At 27.8% G+C, this 18,904-nt stretch carries 15 protein-coding genes and 1 pseudogene; 5 read left to right on the top strand and 11 right to left on the bottom strand.

Annotated elements, in window-relative coordinates:
- Positions 1–47: 47 nt before the first annotated feature.
- Together QZV68_RS04715 and QZV68_RS04710 are read right to left on the bottom strand one after the other, a co-directional pair.
- On the bottom strand, positions 48–3,683 hold the full coding sequence (locus tag QZV68_RS04715) for an Ig-like domain-containing protein (RefSeq protein ID WP_296879066.1): 3,636 nt from the start codon (positions 3,681–3,683) through the stop codon (positions 48–50).
- Positions 3,684–3,746: 63 nt separating this feature from the next.
- Entirely contained in the window at positions 3,747–5,261 is a 1,515-nt protein-coding gene (locus QZV68_RS04710; protein WP_296879065.1) for a hypothetical protein, read from the bottom strand.
- A gap of 1,104 nt (positions 5,262–6,365) precedes the next feature.
- Between QZV68_RS04710 and QZV68_RS10240 the strand changes: the two are divergent.
- Together QZV68_RS10240 and QZV68_RS04705 are read left to right on the top strand one after the other, a co-directional pair.
- Positions 6,366–6,551 (top strand): annotated as a pseudogene (locus QZV68_RS10240) (HNH endonuclease); the annotation flags it as partial.
- A 182-nt stretch (positions 6,552–6,733) separates the two neighbouring features.
- Positions 6,734–8,929 carry a P-loop NTPase fold protein gene (locus QZV68_RS04705; RefSeq protein ID WP_296879063.1) on the top strand — a complete coding sequence of 732 codons (2,196 nt, stop codon included), beginning with the start codon at positions 6,734–6,736 and terminating at the stop codon, positions 8,927–8,929.
- 10 nt (positions 8,930–8,939) lie between these two features.
- On the opposite strand, the gene QZV68_RS04700 is transcribed toward QZV68_RS04705, so the two are convergent.
- From QZV68_RS04700 to QZV68_RS04690, 3 genes are all read right to left on the bottom strand, one after another.
- The gene (locus QZV68_RS04700; RefSeq protein ID WP_296879061.1) at positions 8,940–9,914 is read right to left on the bottom strand and encodes a hypothetical protein; all 975 of its coding nucleotides are present in this window, start codon (positions 9,912–9,914) and stop codon (positions 8,940–8,942) included.
- Positions 9,901–10,497 carry a DUF6932 family protein gene (locus QZV68_RS04695; protein WP_296879059.1) on the bottom strand — a complete coding sequence of 199 codons (597 nt, stop codon included), beginning with the start codon at positions 10,495–10,497 and terminating at the stop codon, positions 9,901–9,903. Before QZV68_RS04695 ends, QZV68_RS04700 begins: the two co-directional genes overlap by 14 nt.
- A gap of 629 nt (positions 10,498–11,126) precedes the next feature.
- Entirely contained in the window at positions 11,127–11,996 is an 870-nt protein-coding gene (locus QZV68_RS04690; RefSeq protein WP_296879057.1) for a DUF2971 domain-containing protein, read from the bottom strand.
- A 108-nt stretch (positions 11,997–12,104) separates the two neighbouring features.
- On the opposite strand from QZV68_RS04690, the gene QZV68_RS04685 reads away from it, so the two are divergent.
- Both QZV68_RS04685 and QZV68_RS04680 read left to right on the top strand, forming a co-directional pair.
- Entirely contained in the window at positions 12,105–12,866 is a 762-nt protein-coding gene (locus tag QZV68_RS04685; RefSeq protein ID WP_296879055.1) for a hypothetical protein, read from the top strand.
- Positions 12,867–13,086: 220 nt separating this feature from the next.
- Positions 13,087–13,233: a hypothetical protein gene (locus tag QZV68_RS04680; RefSeq protein WP_296879054.1), complete on the top strand. Its 147-nt coding sequence runs from the start codon at positions 13,087–13,089 to the stop codon at positions 13,231–13,233.
- Between the two features lie 22 nt (positions 13,234–13,255).
- On the opposite strand, the gene QZV68_RS04675 is transcribed toward QZV68_RS04680, so the two are convergent.
- The 6 genes from QZV68_RS04675 to QZV68_RS04650 form a co-directional block, all read right to left on the bottom strand.
- Complete coding sequence (locus QZV68_RS04675) at positions 13,256–13,834, bottom strand: N-acetyltransferase (protein ID WP_296879052.1); 579 nt, start codon at positions 13,832–13,834, stop codon at positions 13,256–13,258.
- A 191-nt stretch (positions 13,835–14,025) separates the two neighbouring features.
- Positions 14,026–15,411 carry a hypothetical protein gene (locus QZV68_RS04670; RefSeq protein WP_296879050.1) on the bottom strand — a complete coding sequence of 462 codons (1,386 nt, stop codon included), beginning with the start codon at positions 15,409–15,411 and terminating at the stop codon, positions 14,026–14,028.
- A gap of 24 nt (positions 15,412–15,435) precedes the next feature.
- Entirely contained in the window at positions 15,436–15,834 is a 399-nt protein-coding gene (locus QZV68_RS04665; protein WP_296879048.1) for a hypothetical protein, read from the bottom strand.
- A gap of 72 nt (positions 15,835–15,906) precedes the next feature.
- Entirely contained in the window at positions 15,907–16,833 is a 927-nt protein-coding gene (locus QZV68_RS04660; RefSeq protein WP_296874452.1) for a hypothetical protein, read from the bottom strand.
- Positions 16,834–16,842: 9 nt separating this feature from the next.
- On the bottom strand, positions 16,843–17,781 hold the full coding sequence (locus tag QZV68_RS04655; protein ID WP_296879047.1) for a hypothetical protein: 939 nt from the start codon (positions 17,779–17,781) through the stop codon (positions 16,843–16,845).
- Entirely contained in the window at positions 17,781–18,266 is a 486-nt protein-coding gene (locus QZV68_RS04650) for a hypothetical protein (protein WP_296879045.1), read from the bottom strand. Before QZV68_RS04650 ends, QZV68_RS04655 begins: the two co-directional genes overlap by 1 nt.
- Positions 18,267–18,723: 457 nt before the next feature.
- Here QZV68_RS04650 and QZV68_RS04645 point away from each other — a divergent pair.
- Positions 18,724–18,904, top strand: a 181-nt coding sequence (locus QZV68_RS04645; protein ID WP_296879043.1) for a hypothetical protein, incomplete at its 3' end; no start/stop codon positions are given.

Genomic DNA, 18,904 nt, shown 5'->3' with positions numbered 1-18,904 from the left:
ATAAAAAAAAGAAAAAAAATGAAAAGTAAAAATGATTTACTTTCCTTTTATTTAATTCTTATTTTTATTGTTTTGCTAGATGCTTTGTAGGTTTTGTCACCTGCAAATTTAATCTTAGCTGTGTATTTACCTTTTTTAGTTATTTTTATGGTAAATTTAGCTACACCTTTTTTGTTGATTTTTGCAGTGTATGTTTTACCATTTACTTTTAAGGTTACTTTTTTACCAGATTTTAAGTATGTTTTTTTATCATACTGGTTTTTAACAGTCTTAAGTGTTACACTAATCTTTTTGGTTTTTGTTTTAACTTTGAAAACTTTGTTAGATGCTTTTATGGATGTTTTCTTTTTAGTGACTGTTAATTTTGATGATGCCATTGGTGCTGCGTTATATGTGTCATCACCTTGGAAAGATATTGCATAAGAATATGTATTTGCATTTGCGAAGTTTACCTGTATGCCTGCTCTTCCTTGATCATCAGTAGTCCTAGTGTAGATTTTACCATTTATAGCAATTTGAACAGTTTTGTTAGCTAAAACATTATTGTCACTGTCTTTTAAGATTGCGTAAAACATTCCACCTTTTTCACCTGCACTGGTATCAACTGCAACACGGGTGAAAGTTTTATCAACAACTAATATTGCGTCTTTTTTATGAGTAAGATTATTAATTTGCTCTTTCTGAGAATCAATAATACCAGTCTGATTAATCACAGTATCATTAAGAGAACTAATTTGCTCTTTCTGAGAATCAATAATACCAGTCTGATTAATCACAGTACCAATACCAGTCTGATTAATCACAGTACCATTAAGAGAACTAATTTGCTCTTTCTGAGAATCAATAATACCAGTCTGATTAATCACAGTACCATTGAGTTCATTAATAATCTTTTCAAGTTCACCGATTATATCTGGAGCGGCTGAAACATTAACAGTGGTATTGCCAGTAGCTTCACTGAATTTTTTATCACCTGCAAAGCTAATTTTAGCAGTGTAATTACCTGCAGGTAAACCCTTAATTAAAACTGTTGCTTTACCATCATTAATGTCTCCATAGAATTTTTCATCTCCAACATCTACAAAAATAAAACCTGATTCAACATCTGGAATTGTTACTTCGATTGTTGAACTGTTTCCTTCCTCAAATATTATTGGATTTGCAGTTATTGTGGTTTTAGCTTTAGAGATTGTGAATTCATTTGTTGACATGTCACTTTCATAGTTTTTATCACCAGAATAGATAATATCAACTACATAATCTCCAGCATCATTACTTAAGTTAATAGTAATAGTTTCATTAGCAGAAACATTATACAGTTTTTTACCATTAACTTTAATAACAACATCACCAGTAGCATCAGATGGTAATTTAACTGTTAATGTTACATCATCTTTAACTGTAATATTTTCTGAAGGTTCAATTGTTGCCTCCATTGAAGGAATTGTTTTAGTAATGGTGATTGTAGCAGATTCTGTAGCATTATTATGGTTTTCATCTGCATTTGTAGTTACTATTAAAGTATATTTACCAACATTTAACAATGGTAAAGTTATATTATTTCCAGACACTGCGACAGCAATTTTGATATTGTTTTCATCCATTAAAGTTGCGATAACATCACCAGTAGAGTTAATAGTTTCCACATTAATAATTGCATCCTCACCATAAATAAATTCCTTGTCAAATATTATTAATCTTGAATTTGCTTTGTTAATAGTTAAAATAGCTGTTTCAGTAGTTTCTTCATAATTACTAGTGACAATAGTAGTTACCTCAACTGTATAAATACCTACGTCCAAATCAGAATTGACAAAGATATTTGTACTTTCAACAACAACATTTTCTATTTCACTTGTTCCTTTTAAAATTTTAGCCTTAACTGCAGTTGCATTTTCAATAGTGAAAGGAATAACAATAGTTTCACCATAAATAAATTCAACATTTTCAATATTTACACTAGATTTAGCAGGATCAACAGTGATACTGTCAATTTTATCATCTGGAACAACGTATTTATCATTACCACTATATGAAACTATTATTGGATAAGTAGTTGCATTTAAATTACCAAATTTAACAGTCATAGTTTGATTTGCAGGTAAAATTTGAGTATCATTTCCAAATTTAACTGTGACATTGCCACTTACATCACTAGGTAATGTAATGTAAATTGTAGCATTTTCACCAACTTTAACTTCACTAATTGGGACTACTTCAAAGATATAATCACTTACTTTAGATACTGATAATATAGTAGAATTAGAGCCATACACCTGATTGACATCATCATTTAAAATAACTTCAACTGTATAATTACCTTCAGTTAAGATATCTTCAATAGTATAAATATAATTAATTGATGTATCATTAACTGTTAAATTATATGTTTTATTATTAACAATGATATTAACTGTAGCATTAATTGCATATGGAAAAGTTATATTAATATTTTGGTCGTCACCATAGAATATACTTGGTGCATCAACAGTGAAATTAATAGATTTAAACTTGAGTTCTTTAATTTCAGAACCCAAAATCGCTACAATTGAATGTTCATTTGAATCACCAGTGTAAATAGCTCTAAAAGTACCATTTGTTAAAATAGCACTAGATTGAATTTTACCAGTATTGGATGATAATGATACATTCATTGGTTGAAAATTTTCCATACTAGCAGTATTATTTTCATCATCCCAAGTTAATTTACCAATTATTTCATAAGTATTATTACTAATATAGTTTTTAGTAACATTAAATTGTGCGTAACTTTCAACAGTACAACTCCATGAAGTAACATATGCCCCTCTAGAATTTACTATATACCCTCGAGAAGGTTTAATAAAAGAAGGGAAAGTATTTCTACCTAACCAACAATTTATCATAGTAACTTTACTTGAGTCTCTAGCATCTATTAATGAAGGACAATTAGGTAAATTAAAAATACAATTCTCAAATTTAATATTTAGAATCTGAGATTTGGTAACACCACTAGTGACTAAGAATACGCAACTACTAGAAGAAGTTTCAAAACGACAATTATTAAATTTTAATTCATAATTGTTACTATCAGGTAATGTTAATGATTCGCCACTAGATGAAATGAAAGAACAATTATTAAATGTTCCTTGTTTTGCATTTCCATTGAATAAACAATCAATTGTATTGATATTAGAAAAAGTATAATTTGAGGAACTAGAAACTAAACTAAAACCTTGATAATGTACACGTATTGAATCTGAACTTCTAATAGTTGGTGAACCTATTCCATTAACTATTAAATTAGATGTATTAAATTTTAAAGGACTATCCAATAATTCATAAGTACCATTATAAATATTTAATGTAATTTGACTTGTATTTTTAGTATTTGCATAATCGCATGCTAAATATAATGTAGCAAAGGGATTTTCTGGAGATCCATCCCCTCCATCAATAGTTTTATTTTGACCTATCCAAATCTCAATAAAATCATCTGGTTCAGATAATACTGAATTATCTGAAATCTGATTTAACTCATTTGAATCATCCATTGAGTTTAGTGGAATATCATCAATATTATCCGCCAAATTATCATTTGAACTAATTTCTAAAGAAGAATTAGTTAATTCGCTAGCGGAAATAAAATTAACTGAAAAAATTAATATTAAACTCAATATAATCAATATAATTCCTTTTTTCATATGAATCAACGGAAGTAAAGAGAATATGTTTAAATACATATTCTCAGTTAATTATTCGATAAACTAAGGATTTGGACCTACACCAGTAGGTGAAGATACAGTTGCATTTCCAGTCTTTGTAGTAACACCAACTGCAGTTAAATTATTATGTTCAATTACTGTTACTGGATCAGCACTCATAAGATAAATAGTATAATCTGCATTATACACAGTTACATTATTGTAAGTTATATTATAATGATGTTGACTACTAGTAGATTGACAATAACTTATACCAAATGCATAGTCTCCAGGAGTATAAGGATTAGTATTATTTACAACAATATCATTACCATATACAGTCGCATAAGTATCTTGAAGTTCCATTCCAGAAACTAATGACCATGGATCACTACCTGCTTTTCCAGTAACATTAATATGATTACCGCAAATTGTTAATTCAGTACCCCCATCATAATTTTGGGAATAAATTCCTAAATTAGGGCCTTGATTTCTTGTAGTTAAATTATTATTACATATTTTTATACCAGTATGTGGTCCAGTGAGTTGTATACAGTATGCTGCACCAGTTCCATTACCTTCATAATCAGTATTAGATTCATTTCCATTCATAATTACATTATTGCTACAAATTGTTAAATTAACACATTTATAAACATCAATACCATAAATATAACTGTATTCATCAGTATTTGTTATTATATCAGATTCACGAATATTATTTCCACAAATTTTTGCATTTGCAGAGTTTGCAATGATAAATGCATCTAATGTTGGAAAACCTCCAACACGCCAATTACCAATTACAGTTAAATTATTTTTTGCAAATTTTAAATAATCACATGATTCAATTGCTACTCCTGCAACATAATCAGAATATATAGTACCATATATATCCCAATTTGGTTGTTTAAGTGGTACAGTTGCATCTATTTCATTTCCATACATTGTTAAATTATTACTATATTCTGCTTTTATTGCATAATTATAATTTCCATCATTATCATAATTACATGTATAATTTATTTTATTATTTGCCACAATGACATCTTTTGCATGTTCAACAGTGACTGCATAACAGTTTGTATATTCAGGTGCATCCATAATTATAGTTGCTCCATTTAAGACTATTCCTTCATGTAACAATTCAAATCCAAAATTGTTAAATGTGGCTCCTGTTGCTGTAATAGTTATTGTTCGATTAAATTTAAGAGGAGTATAAGTACTACTATTTGAAACAAAATTTCCAGTAAATATTACTTCATCCACATTTGAAACATTAAATACGCCATCATCTGTAAATTTATCTGTATAATTATTTGGACCTAAAGTAATTGGATTTGATCCAGTTGGTATAGTCGGTTCAACAATTTCACAATCACAGCAATCACAATCGCAACTGCCAGTGCCTCGATCTTGTTCTACTTCTTCAACTGAATCTACAGTATCATCAAGTTCGATGATGTCTGTATCTTCAGTGACCGTAATGTTGTCTACGTCTGTTGCACTAGCTGCACTAATGCAACATACTAACAGGACAAACATTACTAAACCTATAAATTTATAGTTTAACTTCATATTTAATCACCATATTTTTGCCATTATTAATGACAAACTTTTTTTCGAGATTCGAAAAAAACACCGTTTTTTCCAAAAATAGAGTTCCAATTTCTCCGTAAAATCAGTAAAAATATATTCATCTCACTGCTTTTACCACATTCATCTAATTTTATTAAATCAGTTTAAATCTTAAAATTCATCTTTAAAACTAGCATTTTTATTATTTTTGGATTAATTTTTACTTGATTTGCTTTTTAAAATTTTTTATTTGAGGTTTTTAACGGATTTTGGATTAGTTAAATGCTATAGATCTCTTGGATTTGTGTTAAATTAGTGTGCAGGCGAAATAATTTTCAGGTTAACCGTGCCATCAGTTTTTTGAGATTAGCATTTGAATCGACGTGTAATTATTCTGTATTGTTTAAATTTAAAATGACAGTTGATTAATCTTAATCGGTTGGCTGATATGCTTTATAATTTCCATTTCCGCTTTTTACAAAAAATTTATATGAAAATAACGTTTTTGCAAGTTTTTAGTGGTTCAAGTGTAATTGAATTTTAGAAAGGTTTATATTAGTAAATGGATAAATCATATAACAGGTATAAACAATCAACTTGTTTATACTAAATTGGTCTTTAAATTAAATAAAATACAATTTAAGAAAATAACACGGATTAAGGGCTGATTTTAATAATTATAAAAGGAGTTCAAATTAAACTTGAAAATCTGTGAGATGAATATAATCTCACTTCCACACCACCAACTTCAACTCAAAAATCAGGCATGATTTTCTTGAAGTTTCAGCATACATTTATCGAGTGATTGAAATGCAGCTTAAAAAATCTGGAAAGTAAAAAGTATTCATTTATTTGTTGAGGTCTAAAATACTTATCACAGCCAAATCTTCTTTTTATCAAATAGTTCGTAAAATATATTATATTTTACAATTTTACTTTTCAACCTTTTAGTATAAATAGCTACCCATAATGGAGGAACAACCTTATGGTAAATGAAAATGAATGGATAGACATCTCCAAAAGCAAAAATATAGATGAAGTGAGAAACACCAAAGAGTAAAAGGCGGGGTAAAAGAAAGGGACGGTGAAAGATGTGTTCTCTACGGAGCCGGCCAGCACCTGGAGGCTCATCATGTCTTTTCGTTTAAGAATTGCGTTTCCCTTCGTCTTGACCAGGATAATGGAATTCCCCTTTGTAAGTGGTGTCATAAGAAGTATCATGCGTTTTATAATCTAGAGAATACCAGTCCAGTGACACTTCTGAAATTCTTTAAGGATTTCAGGTTTTAGTTGGAAAAACATATCCTTTTAGATATATAAACATGCATTAGATATTATTAAGCAATTTATCTAATTTAATCCTATTTTCAACAAATTGTTTAACACCGCCATAACCCGGGAACAAATATTTAATAAAAATTCACAAACAAACTAATAACAAATTATTTTAAAATTAAAATTAAATTATAATCATGGCAAAGAGATTTATTCCTGATGAACCCCTTGATAATAAAAATGATGATAAATTAAATAGATATGATTTTGCTGAAAATTTAGCAGATATTCTTTTAAATCATGACTATAAAAAAAGCTTAACTATTGGTTTAATTGGGACATGGGGGTCAGGAAAAACATCCATCATCAATTTGGCACTTAATCAAATTGAGGATGAAAACATTATTAAAATTAAATTTGATTCATGGAATTTTTCAACACAAAATAATCTTTATGAACAATTTTTTAAATTGTTAATATCTGAAATTGAAAAAAGAGAATATCCTGATAAATTTTGGTTTGAGAAGAAATATATTCAATTAAAAAAACAATGGAAAAAGTCAGACATTCCAGAATTTAAAAAATTTTATTTTTATTATCCGCGTTATGCATATTATGCATTAAGGGAATTATTCAAATATAATTATTTAGAGCATTATTATAAGGAAATCAAATCAAATTCTTCAATAAACTTTGGTTTTCGAGGATTAAGTTATACTTACAACAATTCCAGTTTAAATAGAGAGTATCATGCCGTTTCATTTCTCAAGAAACGATGCAATGATTATATTAACGATTTATCGTACCAATTTATTATTGTAATAGATGATATTGATAGAATGACTGATTTTGAAATTCATCAAATTTTTATTTTAGTTAAGTCTCTAGCAGATTTTGACAATTTTGTTTATATTATTCCTTTTGATAAAGAAGTTGTAACTAACTCATTAAAAAAAATCCATAGCGATTCTTCAACCAATTTCATTGATAAAATCATTCAGATTCCAGTAATCGTGCCTGATATAAAAGAATCTGACTTGGATAAAAATATCACAGAGGAAATTAAACCTTTATATAATGAATACTTTGAGAGAAACATATCAATATCTTATGAATTCTATAACCTTCTAATTTTTATAAAACCATTCATTAAAAACATTCGTTCATTAAAAAAGTATCATAATACTTTAAATTTTTATTTAAAATTTATTGATGATTTAAATATCAACGATTACATTATTCTAATTTTAATTCAAACATTTGAATATTCTGTTTATTTAATCTTAAAAGATAATAAAGAAATTCTTTTGGGAAATAAAAATAATTTTGTAAATGATGATGAAATAAAAAATGCAGTTAAGAAATTTTGGGAAAATATTAAAAATGAAGCAAAAATTTCTTCTTTTGACAATTTATATATGATAATACAATATTTATTCCCAATTTTAAATGGAAAAAATGGTTTTAAAAATTATAATCAAGAAAATAATGAGAAATTGGATAAATTCCATAATATTTCCAGCAAAAATCATTTTGATAAATACTTTACATTAAATCTTGAAGATGGAGAAATAAGTCCAGTTGTTATATCAAAATTTATCCAATTGGATACTGAAAATGAAATTTTTGACATATTAAATTCTGAAACTAAAAACAATAGATTATCCTCATTATTATTTCAATTCAAATTTTTCATTGAAGACATTGAATCTAATAACATTGAATACTTTATCAGAGCTTTAATGAAAAATGGAGATCAAATTTATCAAAATACAACTGGAATCGGCATATATAATTTATTTAAACAATTATTTGAAAGATTACAATCTGGAAACATGAGATATAACTTGTTAAAGGAATCAATTGATTATGAAAACAACACATTAGTGATTTTAGAATTTTTATACACACTATCTTTTGATTATGGAAAAGATGAATTAGGCGATTATGTTATTCCAGAAAATAAAATGTTAATTTCTGAAAAGCAATATGATGAATTAGAACCACTTCTCATTCAAAAAATTAAAACTCAACTTAAAGAAAAAAAATTATATAATCATCCAAATTTAGGAATAATTCTAGCTAGATTAAAATATTTATCACAAGAAACCAATTTTGAAAAATATATGCCCCTTATTAAAACAGATGAAGAATATTTAAATTTTTTAAAATCATTTGAATATAATCTATGCTTAAATGATAATTCAACAATTTTAAAAACATCTTTAAATTTCAATGATATGGAAGAATTATTTGAAATAAAAAATGTGATACCAAAAATTCACGAAATACTTAATAAAACAACTCTTAATGACGAAAATAAAAAATATTGTGAACGATTTATTTATGATTATGAAAATAAATACAACTTTAAAATAAAAAACCCCAAATAAACTGAATAGTCTACTCAATATTAATTAAATCATAAAGTGGTTTGGTATCTTCATCACCAATATTAATTTTAGTAGTTTTTTCCAAAACTACTTTCACTTCAGAATCAACCAAATCTTTAACCTTTAATTTTAAACCATCCCTAAATTTAATAGAAGAAATTTTTCTTGATTTACCCAATTCTTCATCAAAAAATTTTATACCACATTTTTTATTATCAGTGTTAATATAATATAAAATTCCTTCTTTTTCTATTTTTTCAGTTTTAACTGTTTCTTCTTCGAAAGATTTAAGACTATGATAAATATCATGTGCTTTTTCATGATTTATACTGATTATTGATTCATCATTCCCATCATTTATATCCATATCTAATTCATTTTTGTCTAAAATTTCAATGAACTTTTTATATTTTAAAATAGTTGTAGATCCAATTATATCAATTTGTTTAATAATTTCATCAATATCATCATCATAATTTATAAGTTCACAAAATTTTTCAAAAGACAATTTATTTAAAGATGGTATAAAAGTAGATTGACTATCTTCATGAATTACTGGAAAAAATGTAATCATAAATGAACCTGGTGAAGCCTTAACAAAATGACCACTTTCCTTTTTAAAATCTCCATCCATATGTTTTTCCATATTTTCTACACCATATCTTAATGCTGCAGAAATGTACATAATCACTTCTTCATATGTTTCAATAATCTTAACCAATATTGGAGCAAAAATAGAATTATTTTTAACAAATTTGCCTGAGAAATGTAGATTAACCTCTTCATTAACAAACATTTCACTAAAATTATTTTGATTCAAATACAACTCTAATTTTAATTCAGATACTCTAGATTCTAAATTAGATAAACTTAATTGAACTGCAAAATCATCAGGATGAGATTCTAAATAATCATTTATAACACTAATTCTCCGTTCTATTTTTTCTATTTCATTTTCCAAATAACGAATTTCAATAGAGTCCATTTAAATCTCCACCATAATCCACAGGTAAATTCAAAAAACCTTTTTCAGAATCATCTCTTTGATGACCCCAAAATGAAATCCAACCATCTCTTTCTTCAACATACTCTTCATATAACAAGTGTGATGAATCATATTTAATAACTTGAAAGAAATCACAACCCATTCTATAAAATCTCAAGTTATATAATGAATCTTCATGTAACATCCCTAACTCAACAAATTTTTCATAGCGAACAAACTCTTTTTTTAATTCATCTTTTTTAAATAAAATATTTTCCAAATACTTTTTTTCAGATTTAGTTAATTTCAATGAATCAACAATAATGATAAAGTCAACATCCCGCGGATTCTCTTTATTAGTTACGAAGCTTCCATCAATAAGTAATCTTATACAAGACTTAACATTATCTAATAATTCTTTGTAAAATCTCATAAAACATTCAAATCTAGATTGTCTAGTTTTTGAATCAGGAAAATTATCAACTAATTTTTCTTTTATTTCATTTAAAGTTACTTCATAACATTTATGAGGCAAATACCCATTATCTTCAAATTCTGGGATACCTATTGCTGTCTCAATCAACACTAATCACCATGTATAGATATCAATATTTTTACATATTTACAAATATTAATATATTATATTATCAGACAATATAAAGATTTATATAATTATATTAAAAATTATATTTAATACGAAAAGGATTATCTGAAAACAAAAAAAATATAATAAAGATCTACAATTGATTTTTAAAACAACTAAAAAATCCTATTTTCTAAATCATCAATAAACTCTTTAACGTTAATAATATTTTTAAAAATTAATTTACTTTCAGCATCACTTAAAACATCATTATCATGTTCATATAATTATTTCTTATATTGTTAAATTGCGAAAATAAAGAAATATTTGATTTTAGAATTGTTAAATACATATCTGAGTCAATACTCTTTAATCTAATTAACATATTTTTAAAAATAACATCCAGCCTATCATTTTCATTAAATGGAATAGAATGATTTACACATAATTCCTTTACCTAATTAGTCATTAATGTATGTAATCTATCAATAGCCAGATGCTTCTAATATATCATCCCAATCAAATGAGTTTCTTTTTCTAAAATTAAATTACTAATTTCAAGTGCTTTTAATTTCAAATTATTTACTATATTACTTCCCCAAAAATTTGTAACTACAATTATAGTTAAATTAAATATCTACTTCATCAAAATCAAATTTATACTTATCTTTATCTTTTATTGCTTTAAACAAAGGTATTTCTTTAATTTTACAAATGTTTTTAATTAGTTTTTCATCTTTTTCAGATATGTCTATGCCCATATAAACTTTTTGAGGTTTTAAAAAATTTATATAGGGTTCATATGGACAAAAATCGGAAAAAATGGAGTCATCAAATATTATTCTCCATTCCTCCTCATAACTCCAATCTTTAGCTTTTAATAATAACGGCTTAATTTTTAAATTTAAATTAAAGGACTTCTTATTAAAACTATAATTAACATCTTTAGTGAGATCATAATCCTCCAAATACTCTATTGGAAAACACAAATTTTTAAAAATTTCATTTTTAGTATTTACTAAATCATACTCAATGCAGATTCCCCTATGATTATCTGCATAATGTGCCCACAAGGAGGCAATATCCTTACGCCCACTTAAACAAATAACATAAAATTCATCGGTTAATACATTCCTAATTTCCGATAGTTTATCCTGGCTTTGAAATCTTAAAAATAACTTTCCTAACTTCTTAAAATAATCTTCATCATAATCTTCGCCATCAAGTTCCTCTTCTATATACCTCATAAACTCATCAAGCTTACTATTCACATAAAAATCTTCAACTTTACCCTCATCACACAACAAAGACCCTTCAAAAGGATCATTTAATTCAGAAAGCTGAGGAAGATACATTATGTTATCATAGAGTAACTCTTTGGCATTTCTAACTTTTGTATACTTGAATAACTCAGACGGAATAATGCTATTTTTAATAGCAAAATTTTTAGCACTACTTAAATCTAATTCAAGATAAGATGGAAACTCTTCTTTTTTCATGAAATATATATTTGTTAACCATATCTTAAATAACATATTAATTAAGAAAGATTACTATTTGTATAACATTATAAGATATTACTAATTATATAACTAAAAGGTGTTTTAATGATTTGTTCTAAACTTTGTATTTTGATTAAAAAGAATTATGCATATCTGTTTATCTTTTCAGTTATGATACTCGATTTAGTCGTATTTTGCCCTATAAAATTTGTAAATAATAATCAAATTGTGTATCATGCATTTTTAAACTTAGGAATTCATAATTTTACTGTGTTTTCTGCATTGATGGTGGGATTATTTACTTCAATTGTTACTATTTATACAAATAATAAAAATCTAGAGTTTGTAAAATTCTCAGTAATACCCAACTCATTTAGATTAAAATCTGATTTAGAACTTGAATTATCATGGTATCGGCGTTTTGATAAAATGGGTATAGGGGACGAATTATCAGCATTTAATAAAATATTTAGTTTATTTATAGATGATAAATCCAATTTTAAGTTAATTGCACCAGAGTCTTATAATTATATTATTTTTAAATTGTTAATCTATAAAGCAAAAGAATTAGATGAAGGATTACCTCCAAATGAAGAAATTTCTGTTAAAATTATGAGAAGTTTAGGTAAACTAACTTTAATGAATGATGGGGACTCATTTTTAGTGAAAAATATTGAAATGTTTGATGAATATTGGGATTCATCTAAATTTGATGAAGATTTAAATTTAAAGATTACAAATGACAATATTAAAAAACTCATTGACGCAATTACTGATGATGAAATTCAAAAAGAAGTTTTTAATCGTTATGAAGAAGTTATAAAGTTACTTAAAAAATTCTTTAATACTTTAGAATCAGAACTTTAATATTTTATGTTTCAAATTATTTGATTTAAGATGTTTAAGTAGTAACATGAACATGTTGATACTATAAGAACATATAAAAACTAGAAAAAGATTGAAATATAAGAGCAAATATATAGAATCACTATATTCTAAAACATATATATTAACATGCATAATCTATTTAAAGGATTAAAAATATAAATAAAAATACAAATTAAATATTTTTAAGAGGTGATTTCATATGGCAAAACCTATCGCAAAAACTCCTGTTTTTGAAGGTGAAGATGCAATCGCTGTTTTAAATGAAATGCAGGAAGCACCTACACAGGAAGATAAAGAGTTTGCAAAAGAAATCAGAAATCAGAGAATTGTTTTATTTTCAAAATAATATTTTTTTGCAAACTTTATTTTTATATACTTTTTATATCTTTGTAAAGACTGAAACTTCTTTCAGGATCTATTTTTATAATCCTATCTAGGTCGTCAACTTCTTTCTGATCTTTTTTCAGATATTTGAATTTGTGTTTTTCAACATAGAACCCGAATGCATTTGCATATGCATCTACAGTTATAAACCTTAACCCAACAATATTTTCAGATATATCCAAAATGCTTAACAGGACATTTCTAAAAACATGTTTACCCAATCCGTTATGAGCATATTTTTTATCTATTGCAAACCTTCCTATTTTGATTGCAGGTATCACATTGTTTTCACTAATGTTTAGCTTGCTGCGTATTTTATCTTTAGTTTCTTTATCCTCAAGGATTTTTAATTTCATTGCATCTGTTAGAATTGATACATATCCAACAACAGTTTCATCACAAATAACTACATGTGTTAAGCTTAAATTCATGTTTTGCTGATTCAATGCATCCTCTTTTAAAAATTTTGTTAAATCCTCGGATTCACACTCAAAATCATCTAAGTTATGGTTTTCATTTAATTTTTCAAAAATATAATTCTCTTTAATATATTCAATATCCATACTTATCCTCTTTGTTTGTTATATTAGTTAATAATTAGATTTCCTATTACATAAACATTAGGATATCATCAAAATAAGTTATTTAGATTCTTTAAATAAGTTGTAACAAAATAAATAAACTGCAATAGACATATGTTGAAATCGGATTAGTTATAAATTTAATTTTTTTACTGGAATACCGTTAATTAATATTAAACATGAATCCCCTTTTCTTTTAATTTGAATTTAACATAATTTTCAGATAATAAATCATTTTCTTTGTAGGTGAATCTAATTAAAGTCACATTATTTTCTTTACATTTTTCTTCTTTAATTTTATCTCTTTCAATATTCTTTTTAAGACCTTCTTCTCCACCCCATGCTTTTATTGGCTTAAAATGTTGGATGCCATCATATTCAATTGCTAAATTTAAATGAGGTACAAAAATATCTATTTCTTGTCTTTCAAGCCATTTTGTCTTATAATGATGAATAACTTTATTATCTGGGAAAATAGACTTGATTATCCTATATAACTCAGTTTCTGTAACAAATCTTTCACCTATCTTTCTGAATCCTAACTCTTCACGGGTTATATTATTTGTTCTTCTTTCCAAATCTTCATCATTGACATCTTCATTTAAAAGTTTATATTCAAAAAATTTCTTTTTGGCATAAGCCCCATATTTTCTTTCAAATTCACTGCGAGAATACATCTTATGACAAAACCTATGGGAAGAAGTTTTTCCACGACAAACCTCACAAGCATTCTCATAATAAGGAAGATTATATAAATTTAGATTTAAATCATCTAAAGTAAATCCCCTTTCTTTTAATAACATTTTATCAATTATGAAAAGTCTTTGAGTTGTTTTTGATATAACTTCTTTACCTGCCAAATTTTTAAATTTATTTTCTGTAATAATCTTTCCTTGCTTACAACCTTCAATAGCTTCTTTAAAACAAGAACAAAAACAAATGAATCCACATTTTTTACATTCCCATATTAAATGCCAATTCCAATTTCCATTATAAAATAATCTAAATTCATGATCACAATTGACATTCGGATATAATTCCTCATTTGTTATTTCTTTATCAAATTTAAAACCAATAATGAATGATATAGTTACATTTTTTTGGGTTTTCAATTGTTTTACATCAAATTTGTTAATATCTACAAACCAAGGTTCTGGAACATGTATTTGAAAATTTTTTTTATTTAACCTAATGATAGTACTATCCAATGGAATTTTTAATGTGTATCTGAACTCCCTTATAAAAATTTGATTATTAAATTCTACTTCATCCCACCAGAATGTTTTTTCGTTATATTTCATAAGATTAAGAGTCTTAAAATACCTTTCATTAAATTTCAAATCTAGTATTGAAATGACATTTCTTTCATTGAAATTAACATTAGGTACTTTTTCTTTTTTAAATCCTTTTAGAGTCTTGTTTTCAATTTGTTCATCTAACCAAACATCCAATTCTTTAAAATCTGAACTTAAAATAGAATTAATTGTTTCTACGATTTCTTGAGATGAACTATTTGAAAATGACGGTAATTTAATTTCCCATATTATTTCATTCAACATAATCACACCGACTAATCAAATAGATTAAAATTTATCAATCCTCTTATTATGAATCCACTCACGGTGCTTTCCAATAGCTACACGTACAATAACCTCAATCAAATCAAATTCATCAATCTGTTTGAAATAATATTCCGCAGGTCCTTCAAGCATCTGCCTTAAATCATAAAAAGGCCTTGGCTTAACAGCATCCGGATGCATCAATCCATATTTTTTCAATAGCTTCACATTTTCTGTTTCGTATTTCTCCAGTCCGGATTTCTGCACCTTTGTGGCAACTGTCTTTTCTTTTTTATCGAAAATCTTAGCAATTTGAGATGAATCGATTAAAATACTAGATTCAATTAAAAGCAATGTTATCTCTTTTCCTTTAACTGTTATTGTTGTTGGATTTGAATTTTCACTATCTAGTATTAATTTCATTTTATTGCCTCAGTTATATATTACAATCTCTATCTAAAATATGTTTAGCTAGGAGAATTAACTCCCAACTATTTATGCCCTGAACTTACCTTTAATAATCCTATTAGGTGCATTCATCAAAACACCCACTGAAGTAAGTATGAATAGCTTTGTATACATCGGCAGTTCATCCCTGATGTCCTTGCGCATGAATTCAATCAACGGATAGAAATCATACACATCCCCGTCAGGTCCGAGTGGTGCAACGGTTGTCCCTGTTATCTTTGAGTACAGTAGTTTCATTCCTGGATTTTGATAGTCCATACCGATGTAGGTTTTCTCGGCAATTTCAGATCCACCATCACAAACAGCAGTTCCGAGTAAATCAATATTGTCAATACCATAATATGATTTTATTGCCTCTACCGGTTCAACCTGTCTGTTCGCTGCAAACATATCAGACTTTAATGTGGTCAATGACTTATAATTGACTGCCATACTGTTCAGGTTACAGAAACTTCCGGCAGATTCCTTGAACTTTTCCTGAGCTTTTAAAATGGTAACTCCGCTGTCATCACCGGAAGTGTGATTATAGGTTGCCACCTTATCGTTGTTTAAAATCATGTTGATAGCAGCCTGCTCAATGCTTCTTCCTATAAGAATCCCAACATCCTGAAGCATATCATGGACACTTATCAAGTTAGAGTCAAGCATCTGTGCTGAGACATTCAAAACACCACCTATTGTATCAATTGACACGGTATCGCTTACAGGTTTTCTTACATTCAATTCCTGTAAAGTAGCACCGGGTGCAACATCTTTTGCTTCACCTAATTGACCTTTTGCTATTATTTCATCGATATTGACACGCTGTGACATGTAAGTGTAATATTGGGAATTCTCTTCAATTTCCTGTTTTGGAATCAGTCTTGTGAATCTCATCCATTTGGCTGAAGTGTCTGCCACAATCTGCGCCATCACTTCATCTTGAACTTTAGCATTGTTTCCTTTAGTCAACATTAATATCACCTATGGTCTGCATGTGCCTGTCATGGCAAGATGCGGTTTGTTCAACAATATTCCAACCTTGGACTGGATGAACAGTTTAGTATACTGAGGAAGCTCATCATAAATGTCCTTGCGCATGATTTCAATTATAGGATAAAAATCAGCAATATCCGGATCTGATGTAATCGGTGCAACAGTTGTTCCTGAAGACTTGGAATACAACACGGTCAACGGCGCATTCCTTAAATCAAATGCGATGTAGTCCTTTTCTCCAAGCATTGCTCCGCCGTCTGCATGGGTTGTTCCAAGAAAGTCAATATTGTCGACACCGTAATAAGCCTGTATTTCCTCTATCGGCTGAACGAGCTTGTTGCTCATATATGCCAACTGCTTGATATAGCTTAATGTCCTGTATGACTCGACCATTATTGTCAAATCAGCACCTGCACCGGAGCTTCCCTTGAAGGCTTCCTGTGCCTTGATGACGAACTGACCGAAGGCTTCCATGGTATCCTCGGTTTGTGTGGTATTGTATGTTGGAACCTTATGTGAGCTTACAAGAGTATTGTAAATGTTGGTTTCGATTTTATTGGCAATGAGTGTTGCCACATCGGCCAACAAATCCTCAAAGGAGATTCTATCACTGTCAAAGACATCCTTGTTGACGTTTAAAACACCTCCAACTGTGTCAATTGAAATAGTGTCTGTTACAGGTTTTCTTATGTTTAACTCTTGTAAAGAGGCACCCGGTGCAAGATCTTTTGCCTCACCCAAAAGTCCACGTTTAATTGCATCATCAAGATTGATGTTCTGTCTGAAGTAGGTATAGTAGTCGGAATTTTCCTTTATTTCCTGCTTTGGAAATAGTCTTGCCAGCCTCAACCTTTTAGCTGACTCATCAGTAATTATTTGAGCAATTACCTCATTTTGCACTTTGGTGTCGTTTCCTTTGGTTATCATTAACTATCACCCATATCATATGGTCTGAATACTTCAATGTAGTTGTAATCGTCTGAGCTTTCAACCGGATGCATCGCAATGTATTCTCCGTCATCTGATTTGATTGCTCCGGTACTGGTTAGGGCAATTCTGTCATTGACTTTAATGTTTGATAATCCACTAGCTAATTTTAATCTGAATAAATGTCCCAATACCAATATTGAGGTTTTTCTTCTGCCGCCGGTCATAGTGACGGGATCGTTTACTGCAATTCCTAAAATTATTTCATCATCAGCTGCAGTGTATTTTTTGACTGTTGGCTTTCCAATGTCTGAGGCATCAGATAAAGTCACTGCATCATCGACCTTGATTTTATCTCCTGCGTATTCATAACCCGGAGTCTCACCGGTAGGGGTTGTAACAGTGGTTGCAGTGATTGTACCCTCATCCAGAAGGAAAGTTGTGACTTCTTTTCTTTCTTCAAGCAATATTATAGAATCTGCCATTAAATTTTTCCTCCACTTAATTTATTATATAATTTATTATTTATAATATATAAATATTTATATATTATGGCTACTTTTTTAAAAATTTAGTGAGTATTCGCACTGACAATTAAAAATTTAAAATACAAAATAAATTAGAAATTAAGTTAAAAGAAAAATAGAACAATTATCTGGATTGTTTGACTAACAATATAAATGTTAATCTATTTGATATTAACAATATAAAATTCTTAATTACTTGAAAATGCAAATATTATACCAGGATTGAATAAAAAAATAGATATAATCATTGAAAGATTAAATAAGTTGGAAGAAAGACCAGAGAAAAAGATTTATTGAATGATTAAATGTAAATTCTGTAGAGGATAAAATGATTTAGGAAAATTTATATGTATTGTAAATCATAATTAGGAATATAAATTTTAAAGATAATTATTTTGATTATTTGGTGTTTTCAATGACTTTGGACATTTCTGAAAAATTTTTAAATGAGGTATTGCTTAAAGTTGAATTTCGTAGCGTTCCTAAATTATTAGGTGAAAATGGAGACCCTTCAGATTTTGAAAGTGTTATCCAGTCAGAATTTCCAAAATTCTCTTCTCATGATGAAAAATTTGCAGAAATTAACCTGTTTAAAG

The organism is uncultured Methanobrevibacter sp., from assembly GCF_902801725.1.
In the GTDB taxonomy this organism is placed as follows: Archaea; Methanobacteriota; Methanobacteria; order Methanobacteriales; family Methanobacteriaceae; genus Methanocatella.
Note: the sequence above shows the minus strand (reverse complement) of the source record. Positions and strands in the feature narration are given on the sequence as shown.

Bases quoted from the DNA above. Each gene is read 5' to 3' on its own strand.
- QZV68_RS04710 (WP_296879065.1), bottom strand. From the start codon at position 5,261: ATGAAGTTAAACTATAAATTTATAGGTTTAGTAATGTTTGTCCTGTTA.
- QZV68_RS04675 (WP_296879052.1), bottom strand. From the start codon at position 13,834: ATGGATATTGAATATATTAAAGAGAATTATATTTTTGAAAAATTAAAT.
- QZV68_RS04660 (WP_296874452.1), bottom strand. From the start codon at position 16,833: ATGTTGACTAAAGGAAACAATGCTAAAGTTCAAGATGAAGTGATGGCG.
- QZV68_RS04670 (WP_296879050.1), bottom strand. From the start codon at position 15,411: ATGTTGAATGAAATAATATGGGAAATTAAATTACCGTCATTTTCAAAT.
- QZV68_RS04700 (WP_296879061.1), bottom strand. From the start codon at position 9,914: ATGGACTCTATTGAAATTCGTTATTTGGAAAATGAAATAGAAAAAATA.
- QZV68_RS04680 (WP_296879054.1), top strand. From the start codon at position 13,087: ATGGCAAAACCTATCGCAAAAACTCCTGTTTTTGAAGGTGAAGATGCA.
- QZV68_RS04665 (WP_296879048.1), bottom strand. From the start codon at position 15,834: ATGAAATTAATACTAGATAGTGAAAATTCAAATCCAACAACAATAACA.
- QZV68_RS04715 (WP_296879066.1), bottom strand. From the start codon at position 3,683: ATGAAAAAAGGAATTATATTGATTATATTGAGTTTAATATTAATTTTT.
- QZV68_RS04655 (WP_296879047.1), bottom strand. From the start codon at position 17,781: ATGATAACCAAAGGAAACGACACCAAAGTGCAAAATGAGGTAATTGCT.
- QZV68_RS04650 (WP_296879045.1), bottom strand. From the start codon at position 18,266: ATGGCAGATTCTATAATATTGCTTGAAGAAAGAAAAGAAGTCACAACT.
- QZV68_RS04690 (WP_296879057.1), bottom strand. From the start codon at position 11,996: ATGAAAAAAGAAGAGTTTCCATCTTATCTTGAATTAGATTTAAGTAGT.
- QZV68_RS04705 (WP_296879063.1), top strand. From the start codon at position 6,734: ATGGCAAAGAGATTTATTCCTGATGAACCCCTTGATAATAAAAATGAT.
- QZV68_RS04685 (WP_296879055.1), top strand. From the start codon at position 12,105: ATGATTTGTTCTAAACTTTGTATTTTGATTAAAAAGAATTATGCATAT.